This window comes from Patulibacter sp. NPDC049589, assembly GCF_040675535.1.
In the GTDB taxonomy this organism is placed as follows: Bacteria; Actinomycetota; Thermoleophilia; order Solirubrobacterales; family Solirubrobacteraceae; genus Patulibacter.
The window spans coordinates 1-15225 of record NZ_JBFAPC010000059.1; the positions used below are offsets into that span (position 1 = coordinate 1).

General features: G+C 71.8%; 12 protein-coding genes. 9 read left to right on the forward strand and 3 right to left on the reverse strand.

Going from position 1 to position 15225, the window contains the following annotated elements; all coding sequences use genetic code 11:
• The 6 genes from AB0L40_RS12925 to AB0L40_RS12950 form a co-directional block, all read left to right on the forward strand.
• Positions 1–1281: ABC transporter ATP-binding protein (locus AB0L40_RS12925; protein WP_364354627.1), on the forward strand; the 1281-nt coding region annotated here is incomplete at its 5' end.
• Complete coding sequence (locus AB0L40_RS12930; RefSeq protein WP_364354630.1) at positions 1278–2186, forward strand: ABC transporter permease; 909 nt, start codon at positions 1278–1280, stop codon at positions 2184–2186. The genes AB0L40_RS12925 and AB0L40_RS12930, both read left to right, overlap by 4 nt.
• A gap of 12 nt (positions 2187–2198) precedes the next feature.
• Positions 2199–4193, forward strand: coding sequence for a glycosyltransferase (locus tag AB0L40_RS12935; RefSeq protein ID WP_364354633.1), 1995 nt, complete (start codon positions 2199–2201; stop codon positions 4191–4193).
• A complete protein-coding gene (locus tag AB0L40_RS12940; RefSeq protein WP_364354635.1) occupies positions 4175–5170 on the forward strand; it encodes a class I SAM-dependent methyltransferase in 996 nt (331 codons plus the stop codon). The genes AB0L40_RS12935 and AB0L40_RS12940 overlap by 19 nt, the downstream gene beginning before the upstream one ends.
• Before the next feature lie 116 nt (positions 5171–5286).
• On the forward strand, positions 5287–6720 hold the full coding sequence (locus AB0L40_RS12945; RefSeq protein WP_364354638.1) for a hypothetical protein: 1434 nt from the start codon (positions 5287–5289) through the stop codon (positions 6718–6720).
• Between the two features lie 376 nt (positions 6721–7096).
• Positions 7097–7690, forward strand: coding sequence for a transglycosylase family protein (locus AB0L40_RS12950; protein WP_364354641.1), 594 nt, complete (start codon positions 7097–7099; stop codon positions 7688–7690).
• Positions 7691–8131: 441 nt separating this feature from the next.
• Here the strand turns inward: AB0L40_RS12950 and lon are convergent, their stop codons facing one another.
• The gene (lon, locus tag AB0L40_RS12955) at positions 8132–10450 is read right to left on the reverse strand and encodes an endopeptidase La (RefSeq protein ID WP_364354644.1); all 2319 of its coding nucleotides are present in this window, start codon (positions 10448–10450) and stop codon (positions 8132–8134) included.
• A gap of 409 nt (positions 10451–10859) precedes the next feature.
• Between lon and AB0L40_RS12960 the strand changes: the two genes are divergently transcribed.
• A complete protein-coding gene (locus AB0L40_RS12960; RefSeq protein WP_364354647.1) occupies positions 10860–11663 on the forward strand; it encodes a response regulator transcription factor in 804 nt (267 codons plus the stop codon).
• A gap of 109 nt (positions 11664–11772) precedes the next feature.
• Here AB0L40_RS12960 and AB0L40_RS12965 read toward each other — a convergent pair whose 3' ends face one another.
• Both AB0L40_RS12965 and AB0L40_RS12970 read right to left on the reverse strand, forming a co-directional pair.
• Positions 11773–12498: a hypothetical protein gene (locus AB0L40_RS12965; RefSeq protein WP_364354650.1), complete on the reverse strand. Its 726-nt coding sequence runs from the start codon at positions 12496–12498 to the stop codon at positions 11773–11775.
• A complete protein-coding gene (locus AB0L40_RS12970) occupies positions 12498–13496 on the reverse strand; it encodes an ABC transporter ATP-binding protein (RefSeq protein ID WP_364354653.1) in 999 nt (332 codons plus the stop codon). The genes AB0L40_RS12965 and AB0L40_RS12970 overlap by 1 nt, the downstream gene beginning before the upstream one ends.
• Before the next feature lie 206 nt (positions 13497–13702).
• On the opposite strand from AB0L40_RS12970, the gene AB0L40_RS12975 reads away from it, so the two are divergent.
• Together AB0L40_RS12975 and AB0L40_RS12980 are read left to right on the forward strand one after the other, a co-directional pair.
• Entirely contained in the window at positions 13703–14605 is a 903-nt protein-coding gene (locus AB0L40_RS12975) for an aminoglycoside phosphotransferase family protein (protein WP_364354656.1), read from the forward strand.
• Between the two features lie 172 nt (positions 14606–14777).
• Positions 14778–15113: a hypothetical protein gene (locus tag AB0L40_RS12980; RefSeq protein ID WP_364354659.1), complete on the forward strand. Its 336-nt coding sequence runs from the start codon at positions 14778–14780 to the stop codon at positions 15111–15113.
• The last annotated feature ends 112 nt before the right edge of the window (positions 15114–15225 follow it).

The following is a 15225-nucleotide window of genomic DNA, read 5'->3' on the forward strand; positions in this document are numbered from 1 at the left end:
ACCATGACCCGCGTGTCGTCTCCAGCGATCGTGGTAGATGGCGTCCGCAAGACCTTCCGTCGTCCGCACCACCAGACGCACACGCTGAAGGAGCGGGCCCTCCACCCCTTCAGGCGCATCGGCCACGACGAGTTCATCGCGGTCGACGACGTCTCGTTCTCCGTCGAGGAGGGCGAGTTCTTCGGCATCGTCGGTCGCAACGGGTCCGGCAAGAGCACGCTCCTGAAGATGCTCGCCGGCATCTACGGCAAGGACGCCGGGGACATCTGGCTCCGCGGTCGCCTGTCGACGTTCATCGAGCTCGGCGTGGGCTTCAACCCCGACCTGGGGGCCCGCGACAACGTGATGCTCAACGCGATCATGCTCGGCCTGACGCCGTCGGTCGCGCGATCACGCTACGACGCGGTCATCGACTTCGCCGAGCTGCGGGAGTTCGAGGACGTCAAGCTCAAGAACTACTCGTCGGGCATGCACGTCCGGCTGGCGTTCTCGGTGATGATCCAGGTCGACGCCGACGTCCTGTTGATCGACGAGGTGCTGGCCGTCGGTGACGCCGCGTTCCAGCAGAAGTGCTTCGACCAGTTCAACCGGATCCGCGACGAGGGCCGGACGCTCGTGCTCGTCACCCACGACATGGGCGCCGTCAAGCGGTTCTGCGATCGGGCGATGCTCCTGGAGCGCGGCCGGACCATCGAGCTCGGTGATCCGGAGCGCGTCGGTGCCCACTACCTCGACGTGAACTTCAGCGGCGATCGCGCCGCGTCGGTCGCCCAGATCGGGGCGGGTGCGGACGATCTCACCCGCCAGGGCGACGGTCGCGCTCGCGTCGAGCAGATGTGGGTCGAGGACGACAAGGGCGAGCCCCGGATGCTGATCCAGCGCGGCGACACAGTCGTCGTGCGGTTCGAGATCTCGTTCGCCGAGGACATGCCGGAGCCGTCGATCGGCCTGGTCGTCGAGGACGATCACCACCGCCCGGTCTTCGCCGGCAACTCCATCTGGGTCAACCGGCCCGTGGGGAACTACCGCGCCGGCGATCGGGCGGAGGCGACCGTGAGCTTCGAGAACGTCCTGGCGTCCGGGCGGTACACCATCACCCCGTACATCGCCTCGCGCGGATCCGCCGACCTCGAGTTCGCCGACCGTCGCAAGGACTTCGGCTCGTTCGTCTCCGCCGGACCGAACGACACCGGCGCGATCACGGTGCTCGACCACGACGTCGTCGTGCGCGTCACCGGGTCCGACGGGTCCCAGGGCCTGCGCACGGGGGCCGCGTCGTGAGCACCGAGGCGTCGCAGGTGCCCGAGCGGGTCAAGACCCCGGACGTGTCCGAGGCCGTCGAGCGCATCAAGGCCGCGGGCGGCCAGCGAATCCCCGGTCCGGGCGCCTTCGTCGGGACCGTCCGCCGCATGGTCAACCTGACCTGGACGCTCGGGTTCCTGGAGTTCCGGCTGAAGTTCTTCGGCGCGGTCCTCGGGTACCTCTGGCAGCTCGTCCGGCCGGCGATGTTCTTCGGCGTCTACTACGTGCTGTTCACGGAGATCGTCCCGGTCAGCAAGGACGTGAAGTACTTCGCGCCGCTGCTGCTGTTCGGGATCATGATGTACCAGTTCTTCGGTGACGCGACGGGGGCCGCGGTGCGCGCCGTCCCGGCGGCCGAGGGCCTGGTCAGGAAGATCCACTTCCCGCGCATCGTGATCCCGGTGTCCGTGGTCATCACGGCGCTCCTGAACCTGGCCGTCAACCTCATTGCCGTCCTGGTCTTCATCGGGCTGTCACAGGTGCCGCTGCGCTGGTCCTGGCTCGAGTTCTTCCCGGTCCTGGCGATGCTCGTGGTGTTCATCCTCGGGCTGTCGCTGCTCCTGTCGGCGCTGTTCGTGCGCTTCCGCGACATCGCGCCGATCTGGGAGGTCATGAGCCTCGCGATCTTCTACGGGACGCCGATCCTCTATCCGATCGACACGATCGACAGCACCGGCCTGCGGCACATGGTCATGTGCAACCCCCTTGCGGTGGTGCAGCAGCAGATGCGGCACTCCATCTTCGATCCGACGGCGGACACCGCGGTGCAGGCCATCGGTGGCTGGACGATGATGCTCATCCCGCTGGGCATCACGGTCGGCGTCTTCGTGATCGGGCTCTGGGTGTACTCCCGCATCGCGCCGCACGTCGCAGAAGAGCTCTAGGGTTCCCGTCGCGTGCCGACCCGACGGATTGCCATCGTCTCCCGCGACGTCGCTCCCGCCAACGGCGGGGGGATCGCGGCCTACGTCTCGGCCCTCTGCCGGCTCCTGGCCCCGGTGGCCGAGGTCGCGCTCTTCACGCGCGAGGGCAACCGGCCGGCGCTCGAGGAGGCGAGCCGCGACGGCTCGCTGATCGGTCCCTCGGACGGCGTCGAGATCGTCTACGTCCGGGACGACCCGGAGAACGGTCCCGGGTCGTACTTCACCGACCTGCACCGCTACAGCGCGGACGTGCACGACGCCCTCGGCGCGCACTACGGGGCGAACGGTCCGGACCTGATCGAGTTCCCCGACTACCTGGGCGAGGGCACGGTCACGGTCCAGGCGGCGCGGACCGGCGCCCCGTGGCTGCGCGGCACGACCGTCGCGGTCCGGGCCCACACGTCGGTCGAGATGTGCTCGGTGCTCGACGGACACGTGCCGGTCGACTTCACGTCGCGGATGACGTTCGAGCTCGAGCGCTATGCGCTCAGGCACGCCGATGTGGCGCTGGTCGGGGGCGGGGACATCGGCGGCACGTACGCCCGCTTCTACGACGGTGCGGTCGCGCCCGTCCAGGTGGTCCGCCACCCGTACCTCCACGCGGTGCAGCCCCCGGCGGTCCCCGTCGAGCGTGCGCACGACGACCTGCTGCACGTCCTGTTCCTCGGCCGGCTCGAGCGGCGCAAGGGGATCGAGAACCTCGTCCGGATCGTCCGCGAGTCGGCGCAGGGCATCGTGCTGACGATCGTCGGGGGCGACACCGAGACCGCGCCCCGAGGCCTGTCGATGCGCGAGCACCTCGAGCTCGCGACGCCCCACGACTGGCGCATCCGCTTCCTGTCCGAGGTCGCGCCGCAGGAGGTCCCCGGGCTGTTCGCCGGGCACGACCTCGTGGCAATCCCGTCGCTCTGGGAGTGCTGGCCGAACGTGGGGCTCGAGGCCCTCGCGGCCGGGGTCCCGATCCTCGGCACGCCGGTCGGGGGCCTGGTCGAGATGGTCGGTCCGCCGGACGAAGACGGTGAGCGGCCCGGTGGCTGGCTGAGCCGCGATCCGAGTCGTGGAGCCCTGAGCGAGCGCCTCGCGCAGCTCGTCGACGACCCGTCGGCGGTCCGACGGCCCGAGGTCGCCGTCCACGCCCGCGCGCACTTCGACCGGCTGATCGACTCCGGTCCGATCCTCGAGGCCTACGACCGCCTCGCCTCGACCACGCCGCGAGGGGCGGTCCCGACGCCCCCGCGGGCACGTCCGAGCGTGACGATCGTCGTCCCGTACTACCGGCTCGAGACCCACGTCGCCGAGACGGTCCGCAGCGCGCTCGACCAGACACACCCCAACGTGCGGGTCGTGATCGTCAACGACGGTTCCCTGGCTGCCGAGGACCGGATCGTCGAGGAGCTCGCCGAGGATCCGCGCGTCTCGCTCGCGACGCAGGCGAACTCGGGACTCGGGGCGGCCCGCAACCTGGGCATCCGGGTCTCCGCGAGCGACTACGTGCTGCCGCTCGACGCCGACAACGTGCTCGAGCCGACGTTCGTCGAACGAGCGCTCGCGGTGCTCGAGGCCGATCCGTCGCTGGCCTACGTCACGACCTGGTCGCTGTACGTCGACGAGGACGGCGTCGCGCACGAGGGCATCGATCGCGGCTATCAGCCGATCGGCAACTCGTCGGCGCTGATCAAGGAGAACAACGTCGCCGGGGACGCCGTCGCGCTGTTCCGGCGCGGGGTCTTCGACGACGGGTACTGGTACGACGAGGAGCTCACGAGCTTCGAGGACTGGTACCACTACTGGCGGTTGCACGACGCGGGCCGGCTCGGTCACGTCATCCCCGAGCGACTGTTCCGCTATCGCGTCCGCGCCTCGTCGATGATCCGGGAGTTCGGCATCGACTCCACGGCACGACTGATGGGCGAGATGCAGAGCCGTCGCCGCGAAGAGGAGGTCGAGTGGTGTCCCTGGAACGCCTGAGCACGGAAGCGATCAACGAGACGTCTCTCGAGTCGCTGGAGCACCGCCACCGCTACGAGGCTGTGCGCACGTTCTGTCGCGACCGGCGGGTCCTCGACCTGTGCTGCGGCGTCGGGTACGGCTCGGCCCTCCTGCAGGACGTGGCCGCGTCGGTCCACGGCGTCGACATCGCCCCCGAGGCGATCGACGAGGGGCAGCGCACGTACGGGCACCTCGACGGCCTGACGCTCGCGGTCGGCGACGCGATCGAGACGCTGGGCGACGAGACGCTGATGGCGGACGTCGACGTCGTCGTCTGCTTCGAGGGCGTCGAGCACATCATCGAGAAGGACGCGCTCCTCGACGCCCTGGTCCGTGTCGCGGGCACGGGCACCACGGTCATCTTCTCGGTCCCCAACTCGCGCCGCTACGAAGAGGACAACGCGTTCCACCTCGCCAACTTCGATCGTGACGCCGTCGACCGCTGGGCCGCCCGCTTCGCGACGCCGGCCGTCGTGTGGGAGCAGTGGCACGCCCAGGGTTCGCTCATCGGTCCGGAGCCCGGCGCCGGCACGAACGCTCCGTCGCTCCTGGCGCCGGTCCCGTCCGATGCCCGGCCGTCCGGGTGGGCGACGCACTACATGGTGCTCGTCAACGCGGTGGAGGCCGCGGATCAGGACACGACCGCGTCGATGGCCTGGGCCGTCGAGCCCGTGAACGCCCGCTGGCTCGAGGGCCTGCGCCGCGCGAACCGCGAGCTCTGGCGATCGAATGCGCGTCTGGCGGACACGGACGCGCATCCCCGCGGCACCTACTCGGCTGCCGCGGCGTCGGTCATCGACCGCTGGAAGACGCGGGCGCTGGCCGCCGAGAAGCAGGCACGTGCCTGGCAGAACGGCGCCGAGAACTACGAGGACATCCGCAACCGACAGGCCGTGAAGATGGCCCTCGGGACGGCGAAGCGGGTTCGGTCCGTCCGCGATCGACTCGGACGATGAGCGCGCAGCCTCACGCCGTAGCTCAGGCCCCATATGGCCTTGGCGGGAGGTCTTTGGCATCCATGCGAAGGCTCCTTCGACGTCATTGGCTCATTGCCATCGTCCTTTCGCTGGCAGTGTTGCTGCGTCTCGCGATCATGGTTGCCTTGCCGCAACCGCTGATGTCGTACACCGATGCGAACGTCTACGTGCGCGCCGCGCAGGAGTATCTGTTCCGTCCTCTTGAAGGGCGGACAGCCGGGTATCCGCTGTTCTTGCGGTTGTCGCACGACGTATCCGGGTCCCCGACCTTCCCGGTCGTATTGCAGCACCTTCTCTCCTTGGTCGGCGGCCTTTTGCTTTACGCGACCGCGCTGGCTGTCCGTGTCCCGAGGGCCGTCGCAGCCGTGGCTGCTGCCGTGTGGCTGCTCTCGATCGACTGGCTGTGGCTCGAGCATCAGCTTCTGACTGAGACGCTCGCGAGCGCGCTGGCGATGGCGGCTCTAGCGGCTTTGGTTCTGGTGCCGATTCGTCAGCGCGAGAACCAGTGGGTGACAGCTGCTCTCGTCGTGTTGCTCGGCGTCGGGGTTGGCATCCTTGCGATGTCCGCCGGATTTGTCCGGCCAGCACTGTTCCCGGTGCTTCCTGGGGTGGGATTGGCTGCTCTGCTTCTCATGCGCGTCTCGCTCAAGATGCGAGTACTGACGTCGACTGCTCTCGTGCTGACGTGCCTCGTGATGTTGTTGGGATACCTCCACGAGCAGGAGAAGAAGACGGGCTTCTACGGACTCGTTGGATCCCCGCCGGCTCAGGATCTCGGCGGTTACCCGGGAGTCGCGCCGTTCGCCCAGTGTTCGAAGTTCAAGGTGCCTCGAGGGACCCGTTCGCTTTGCGAGAACACCCCTGCCGACAGCCGACCGGGATCCGACTACTACTACTGGGATGGCTCGTCGCCGGGCCGGAAGCTTCTTGCAGCACATCCGAACCTCAACGCAAGCATCAAACTCTGGGCGACGCGTGCTGCCGCGGCCCAATCTGGTGATGTCTGGGGCACTCAGGTAACGGCCTTCCAACGTCTGTTCGGGTTCGGAGGGCTAGTACGGCCTGTGACGGACCAAGGAACGCAGATCCTCAACCTCAAGGGCGCCGATGCTGGCCCTGCAGCCGTGGCGGTTGACGCGATCAATGCCTACTACGGACCGGGATCTGCGCCGAATAAACCGGCACGTGCCCCCTGGGGTGCGCTGACGGCACTTCAACCGATCACTCGTCCGTCTGGTCTTGTTCTGGTTCTCTTTGGCTTGGTCCTGCTGGCGGGTGTGGCGTTTGGGCGTGGAATTGGACGTCGTGCGGCAATCGCCTTTGGTGCCGCTGGGTGGGTCCCAGCCCTCTACGCGACCTATGCGGGGGGCCTGTTCAACTGGCGATATGTTGTGCCGTCGGTCCCAGTGATCGCGCTCGCAGCCGCGGCGGCCGTCGCTGCGCTGCTAGCGCGAAGGGGAACTGCGGGCAGCGAACGCACGCGTCGGATGGCTGCGGATGCAGCTCCGGTGGGCAGCGGCGGCTGGTGAAGCTCGGCGTGACACCGGCCTGAGCTCGCACCGGGCTCGTCGACCACGCGATGCCGCGCGCAGTCGGGTCGAGAAAGGAACTTGGGACCGTTCTAGCCGATGCACCGTCGTTCTGCTTGGGCGCGACCCGCTGTGGGCCCCAGTGGTGTCCCACCTGTGATCCCCCGCACAGGACTCCACGCCGAGGGCCCGTAGCGTTCTTTTCGGCGACCGAGGCCCGGCCATCACCTCCGTGACGGCCCGCCGGCAGTCCGGCTTCTCGAGCGCCTGCCGCGCACCGTCCCAGTTCGGCGGTGCCCGCATCCACGACGGGCCGGAGAGCTCCGGCGGACGTGTGGGTGCGTCACGTATCCGACCACCGCGAGGTGATCAGTTCATGGGCACGAAGAAGACGTTCATCACGGCCGCCGTCGCATCGGTGGCCTTCGCCGCCGTGCCGACCGTGGCGTCTGCAGCGCCGTCCGGCGGCCTCACCAAGTCGTACGACAGCGCCTACGAGCGGGTTGTCGACGCCGGCGGGCAGCCCGGCCGCAACATCGCCGATGACGGCGTGCGGAAGGGCGGGGAGGACCGGCCCGCCACGAGCACCGAGATCCGGGAGTCGCTCGCGACCCTGCGGAGCATGGACGCGAGCCTGAGTGGGGCGGCCTCCACGGGCTCCGCGACCGGGGCATCGGACGCGTCCACCACCGGCGGGCAGGCCGTCGCCGGAGCATCGACCGGGCCGACGTCCTCCGGCTCGTCCGGCGGCGACCTCTCCGGCGTCGCGGCTTGCGAGTCTGGCGGGAACCCCGGTGCGGTCTCGCCCGACGGTCAGTACCGCGGCAAGTACCAGTTCGACCAGCAGACCTGGGAGTCCGTGGGCGGATCCGGCGACCCGGCCGCGGCGCCCGAGGCCGAGCAGGACCAGCGCGCCCAGCAGCTCCAGGCCCAGCGCGGCTCGAGCCCCTGGCCCGTCTGCGGCGGCTGAGCGCAGCCGCCGATCGGGGCCGCGGGGGCGTCCGGCGTCGTGGGGCACAGCTCGCGGCGCTGTCACCGACCGCGGCGTCGCCACCCCCGGCCGCACGAAGGGCCCCGGTCTCCCGGGGCCCTTCGGCCATCCCCCGATGTCCCGTCCGGCCCCCTCCCGGGGCCGGGCGATGCCGAGCGGGCGGGCGGGTCCGCATCGATTCGGCATCGCCCGACCTCGTGGCCGGGGTCCTGCGGGGTGCCGCGCACGGAGCGAGGTGGTCCGCCGGCCCGGTGATCCGGTCCGGCTGCCTCGCGCCCTGACGACGGAGCGTCCGGTGCGGGTGGACGACGGCGCTGCCACGCCGCCGTCCGCCCGCCGCGACCGGCGTCACCCGGCGACAGTGCCGGGTGGCCGGCCGCGACGCCGGGGACGGTCGCCCGCCCCCGCCGCACGGGGTTCTCAGCCCGCCTTGACCACCTCGGCCACGCGGGTCTCCAGCGCCACCTCGAGCACCTCGTCGAGGCTCATCGAGGGGTGGAACGTCACGGCGTCCTTGACCTCCTGGGGCACGTCGTCCAGGTCGCCGCGGTTGCGCTCCGAGATGACGATGTCCGTCAGCCCGGCGGCGTGCGCCGCGAGGGACTTCTGCTTCAGCCCGCCGATCGGGAGCACCCGGCCCTGCAGGGTGACCTCACCCGTCATGCCGACGGTGTGCTTGACCGGCCGCCCCGTCAGGAGCGAGACCAGCGCCGTCACCATCGTGATGCCGGCCGAGGGGCCGTCCTTCGGGATGGCACCCGCCGGCACGTGGACGTGGAACTCCGCGTCCTCGAACTTCGCGGGGTCGATGCCGACCTTCTCGGCGTTCGCACGGACCCAGGAGAGGGCGATCCGGGCGGACTCCTTCATGACGTCACCGAGCTGCCCGGTCAGGACGAGCGACCCCTTGGAGCCGGGGACCGGGACGCGCGTGGCCTCGATGAAGAGGACGTCGCCGCCGGCGCCCGTGACCGCCAGGCCCGTCGCCACGCCGGGGACCGCCGTGCGGGCCGCGGACTCGTGGAACACCTTCTGCCGGCCGAGCGCGTCGCGGACCCGGTCGAGGTCGACCGTCACCGGCGCCTCGTCCTTGCCCGACGCGATCGACGTCGCCGTCTTGCGCAGCAGCTTGCCCACCGTGCGCTCGAGCTGGCGGACGCCGGCCTCACGCGTGTACTCGTCGACGATCAGGCCGAGCAGCTCCTCCGGCACGACGACCTCGTCGTCCCGCAGCCCGTTGGCCTTGCGCTGACGCGGGACCAGGTGGTCCCGGGCGATCGCCCGCTTCTCGGCCACGGTGTAGCCGTCGAACGGGATGATCTCCATCCGGTCCAGCAGCGGGCCGGGGATCGTGTCCAGCGAGTTCGCCGTCGCCAGGAACAGCACCTGCGAGAGGTCGATCTCGACGTCGAGGTAGTGGTCCCGGAAGCTGTGGTTCTGCGCGGGGTCGAGGACCTCGAGCAGCGCCGCCGACGGATCGCCGCGGTGGTCCGCGCCGACCTTGTCGACCTCGTCGAGCAGGATCACCGGGTTCATCGTCTTGGCGTCGCGCAGGGCGCGGACCAGCCGGCCCGGCAGCGCGCCGATGTAGGTGCGGCGGTGGCCGCGGATCTCGGCCTCGTCGCGCACGCCGCCCAGGGCGATGCGCACGAACTCGCGGCCGGTCGCCTTCGCGACGGACTCGCCGATCGACGTCTTGCCGGTGCCGGGAGGCCCGACGAGGGTCAGGATCGACCCGCCACCGCGGCGGCGGTCGCTCGCGCTCTCGTCGTCGAGGCCGCGGTCGGCCCGCAGCTTCTTGACCGCCAGGAACTCGACGATGCGGTCCTTGACGTCCTCCAGCCCGAAGTGGTCGCCGTCCAGCGTGGCGCGGGCGTGGACCGGGTCGAGGTTCTCCTCGGACCGCTCGCCCCACGGCACGGCCAGCAGCCAGTCGAGGTAGTTGCGGATCATCTGGGCCTCGCCGGACCCCTCGCCGCCCATCCGCTCGAAGCGACCGAGCTCCTTGTCGGCCTGCTCGCGCACGGCCTCGGGCATGCCGGCGGCCTCGATCTTCTCGCGGTACTCCTCGACGACCGACGCGTCGTCGTCGCCGAGCTCGTGCCGGATCGAGTCCATCTGCTTGCGCAGCAGGTACTCGCGCTGCTGCTTCTGCGCGCCGGACTCCACGCCCTCGCGGATCTTCTGGCGCAGCTGCAGGTCGCTCAGGCGCTCCTGCAGGAGCTCGATCGTCTTCTCCAGGCGCTCGGTGACGTCGAGCGTGGCGAGGATCTCGACCTTCTGCTCGACCGTGAGCTCGGGGTCGTAGCCGACGGAGTCCGCCAGCGCGCCCGGGTCCTTGATGGCGCGCAGGACGGCCTGGACCGACCCGTCGTCGCCGCGGGCGCTCAGGATCTCGTCGATCGTGGCGCGCAGGGTGCGGGTCAGCTCGCGGGTGCGGCCGTCGACCGGGACCTCGTCGGGGTGCTCCTCGACGGTGACGCGCAGGTCGCCCGTCGGGCCCGTCTGGGCGGCGCCGGCGACGCCGCGGGCGATCCCCTCGAACATGGCGCCCGTGCCGCCGCCGGGGAGGCGGACCTTGCGCTTGACGCGGGCGATGGTGCCGACGGCGGCGTACTCGCCCTCGACGCGGGGGACCAGGAGCACGCGCTCGTCGTCGCCCGGATCGACCGGCAGGGTCACGTCCATCGTCGGGAAGACGACGACGTCGTCCAGCGGGATGAGAGGCAGGGTGGTCATGAGATCTGGGAGGTCCTCAGTAGTTGAGAAGGTCAACCGTTGGGTTCGTGAACCGTACCACGCGGTGAGGTGCGTGTCCACATGATCTGAGTCGGAGGGACTGAGATAGTCGAACGACCGTAGCGCAGGGGTCCTGCGTGCGCGTCGGACAGGGCGATCGCGGGCTCCCGGGCCGCCCGAGCGGGTCGCTCCTCGCGCCGTCCCGATGTCTCGGGGCCGCGATCCCGATCCGACGCGGCGCGCCCGGGTGGGTCGTCGGGACACGGCGGCGAGCATCCCGGTCTCCACCGACGACCTCGCGTCGCCGCTGCCGGCCATCGCGCCCCGCCCCGCCCCGGACCGCTCTCGGGGCAAAGACCGGGGTGGTCACCCCGATTCCATCCGTCGCGTCCCCGACTAGCGTGGCCGCATGTCCACCGTCGAGCGCCGCGGGCCCGAGAGCCTCGCCCGTCGTCAACCGCTGCGGAGCCGCCCGGCACCACGGGCGCTCCGGCCCCCCGTCGTCCGGCCGCGCGTGGGCCCGCGACATCCGGGCGCGGCGACCGCCCGCCTGCGGGTCCTCCTCGCCGACGAGACGCCGCTGTGGCGCGCCGGCGTCGCCCGCCTGCTCGGCGACTCCGGGATGGACGTGGTGGGCGAGGTCGCCGACGCGGGCGCGCTCGTCGAGGCCGCGCGCCGTCTGCGCCCCGACGTCGTCGTGGTCGACGTGCGTATGTCGTCGGCGCACGGGGACGAGGGCCTGCGGGCCACGAGCTGGATCCGACGGCACCTGCCGGACGTCGCGGTGCTCGTCCTGGGTCGCGACGGCGGCCCGGCCCCCGCCCTCGAGAGCCTCGGCGGCCCCGCCGGCGGGATCGGGCACCTCCGCAAGGACCGCGTCGGCACGGCGGCCGACCTGGTGGCGGCCGTGGAGTGCGTCGCGATGGGCGGCACCATCGCCCCGGGCGCCCCGGTGCCGCCGGTGCGCGACGCCGCCGCGCTCCCCGGGGAGGACCCGCTGAGCGGCCTCTCGGCCCGCGAGCGCGAGGTCCTGGCGCTGATCGCCGAGGGCGCGTCCAACGCCGCGATCGCCGCCCGGCTGTGCATCGCCGGCAAGACGGTCGACTCGCACGTCGGCCGGATCCTCGTGAAGCTCGGGCTGTCCGAGGACCCGGACGTCAACCGCCGCGTCCGCGCGGCGTTGATCTACCTGGCGGCCGCCTCGCGGGCGTAGGGCCGTCGCGCGCCGGCCGGGCCGGGGCGCACGGGTCCGCCGCCCGCCGAGCTCCGGGCGGACCGGGGGAGGCGCGTGGACCGGCGTGCCGGCCGGTCCACGCCGCGGCTCAGTACTCGTCGCGGTTGGTGCGCGTGATGGCGAGCGCGGTGAGCGCCGCCAGCCAGACCGCGAGCACCGCGAACGCACCGCCGAGGGCGAGCTTGAAGTCGTTGTCCCCGCCGGCCTTCTCCAGGCTGGCGACCTGCTCGAACGCCGACGGCAGCAGGTAGTTGGACAGCGACTCCGAGATGAACTCCGAGACCAGGCCGGTGATCAGCGTGCCGCCGAAGAACAGGACGATGGCGACGGCGATCGCCGGGCCGTTGGAGCGCATCAGCATCCCGATGGAGGCGGCCACGAGGCCCCAGGCCCACAGGGTCGCGAGGACGGCCCAGACGCTCTCGAGCACGTCGGTGCCGGTCATCCCGCCGTCCGACGCGCCCCAGGCGACGCCGACGACGAGGATCAGGAGCGCCATCGGGAGGACGGCGAGCATCATGCCCAGCAGGTGGACGACCGCGATCTTCCAGCGCGGCACGCCCGTCAGGACGAGGTAGCGCATGGTGCCGTTGGCGGTGTCGTAGCTGCCCGCGAGAGCCCCCATCACGACGACGCCGAGGAGCCCGGAGTAGCGGCCGGCGGCGGAGGCGATCTCGATCGCGCTGTCGTCGCTGTCGGGCGTCGCGGCGATCACCGCGATGATCTCGATCAGCATCGCGAAGGCGATGGCCCCGTAGAACGAGCCACGTCGGCCCACGATGCGCCGGAGCTCGGCGCGCAGCAGGGGGACCATCAGCCCTGCTCCCCCGCCGCGGGGCCGGGGGTACTGGCCCCGCCCGGGGTGACGGCGCCCATCCGGCCGCCGAGCTCGCCGGCGGTGGCGCCCGTGATCTCGAGGAATCGCCGCTCGAGGGTCTCGCCCTCCTTGCGCAGCTCGAGGATCCCGACGCCGGCGGAGAAGAGCTCGCGCCCGGTCTGCAGCAGCATGTCGTCCTGGATCTCCTGGACCTTGACGTTCAGCGTGTCGGGCGTCGCGCGCGTGACGCCGAGCGAGAACGGCAGCGCGCCGAGGATCCGCTCGGCCGCGTCGACGTCGGTGGTGCGGACGGCGATCGCGTGGGTGCCGCCCCGCTTGAGGTCGTCGAGCGACCCGTGCGTGAGCATCTTGCCCTTCTCGATGATCGCGACGTGGTCGGCCATCAGCTCGACCTCGCTGAGGATGTGCGACGAGATGAAGACGCTGCGGCCCTCGCGCACGAGCTCCTTGATCATGTTGCGGAACTCCTGCAGCCCGGCCGGGTCGAGGCCGTTGGTCGGCTCGTCGAGGACGAGCAGCTCCGGGTCGTTCAGGAGCGCGCGGGCGACGCCCAGGCGCTGGCGCATGCCGAGCGAGTAGCCGCCGACCTTGTCGTTCGCGCGGCTGGTGAGGCCGACGCGGTCCAGCGACGGGGCGATCTGGTCGTACGCGCCGCCGCCCTGGTGGGCGGCCCAGATCTCGAGGTTCTTGCGGCCCGACAGGTACGGGTAGAAGCGCGGCTCCTCGACGATCGCGCCGACGCGGGCGAGCGCCTGCTGGGTCTCGCCGGGCACGGACAGCCCGCGGACCTTGATCGAGCCCGACGACATCCGGGCGAGGCCCAGCATCATGCGGATCAGGGTCGTCTTGCCGCAGCCGTTCGGCCCGAGCCACGCGAAGCACTGGCCGCGGGGCACGTCGATCGTGACGTTGTCGACGGCGACGTTCTGGCCGAACTTCTTCGTGACGTTGTTCAGGGAGATGACGGGTTCCATGGCGGTGCGCGGCGCGTTCGGGGGTGGGCCGACGGGAGCGTCGGGACGGGCGGCACGCGGGGCGGACCATATACGCCCCGTGCGCCCTCGCCGACCGGGGATTCCCCTGGTCCGACCCTGGCGGGCCGGAGCTCGCGTCGGGGTCGGCGGGGTCCACGCGGAGCGGGTCGCGGTCCGCTTCCCCCGCGGTTCGCCATGATCGACGGATGGAGGCCATCCGCAGACCCTGGACCGCCGACGACGCGGCCCCGCTGGTCGCGGCGGCCGCCGCGCAGTGGGGCCTGACCGGCACGCCGGAGCTGCTGCGGCTGGGCACCAACGCCAGCCACCGCGTGGGCGACGCCGTCGTCCGGGTCGCCCCCGCCGGCCGCGGGCGCGCGGCCGTGGAGCGCGAGCTGCACCTCGCGCGGTTCCTCGCCGCGCGCGGGTTCGACGCCGTCCGACCGCTGGCGGTGGAGCAGCCGGTCGACGTCGACGGCCACCGGGTCACGGCGTGGGAGTGGATCCCGCACGACCCGTCCGTCGTCACCGACGGGGCGGCGTTCGGACAGCTCCTGCGAGGCTTCCACGACGTCACGGCCGACCTCGATGCGCCGCTCCCGGGCTGGGGTGCGCTCGAGCTGATCGCCGCGCGACTCGGGGGGCTGCACCGCAACCCGAACTTCTCCGCTGAGGAGCTGGCCACGCTCGAACACGTCCGGGCCGGCCTGGTCACCCGCCTGGACGAGCTGGCCACGACCACCCCGTTCGGCGTCGTCCACGGCGACGCGCACCCGGGCAACGTCCTGACCGAGTCCGGGACGGGGCGCACGGTTCTCGCGGACTTCGACCTGATCGGCCGCGGCCCGCGCGCGTGGGACCTGGCGCCGGCCGCCCTGCACCCGCGGCGCTACGGGGCGGACCCGGCCTGGTGGGACGCCGTCCGTCGCGGCTACGGGTGCCCCGAGGACGACTCCTGGGCCGTCTGCCTGCGCGTGCGCGAGCTCGCGTCGGCGGCGTGGCTGTTCGCCGCCGAGGACCCGGACGCGCCGGCGCGCTCCGCCGAGGCCGACGTGCGGATGCGCGCGTTCACCGGCGAGCCGGACCCGCCGGTGTGGGGCCGGCACTGAGCCACGGGCACGACGGGACACCCCCACGCCCGGCGGGTCCGTCACCGCCGACCCCGCGAAGGTCCGGGACGAGGCGCGCATGGTGCAGGGGGACTTCGAAGGAGCCCATCGGCCGACGGAACGGCCGGCGCGTCACGACCCGACGCGGAGCGGCTCCGGCAAGGACTCCCCCATGACCGCGCTCTCCCACCTGCACCTCCGCCCGTCGGAGGACGCCCTGCTCGACCCGCTGTACGGGTCCGGGTTCCGGGGCACCGACGACGAGGCGCCGGTCGGCGTCGCCCGGGGCGGCTCCGGGCCGCTGCGCTCCGTCGACCCGTTCTCCGGCGACTCCGGGGTCGCTCGGATCTACACGCCGGTCGCCGTCCTCGACGACACCGGCATCTACGGATCGGGGCCGCTCTCCGGCCGGGCGCCCCAGGCGTTCGACGCGTTCGGCCCGGACGCCGACGACGCCGCCTACCCCGCCGGCGCGGACTGGTCGGACGTCGACCGCCTCGACGCCTGACCCGTCCGGGCGGTGGGCCCCGAGTGCCCCGCCGCCCGCCGTCGGGGGGCGGGGCCGCGCACGCCCGTGCGCCGCGGGTGCGAGGTCGGTTCGGGTATGAGTTCCGGACAGC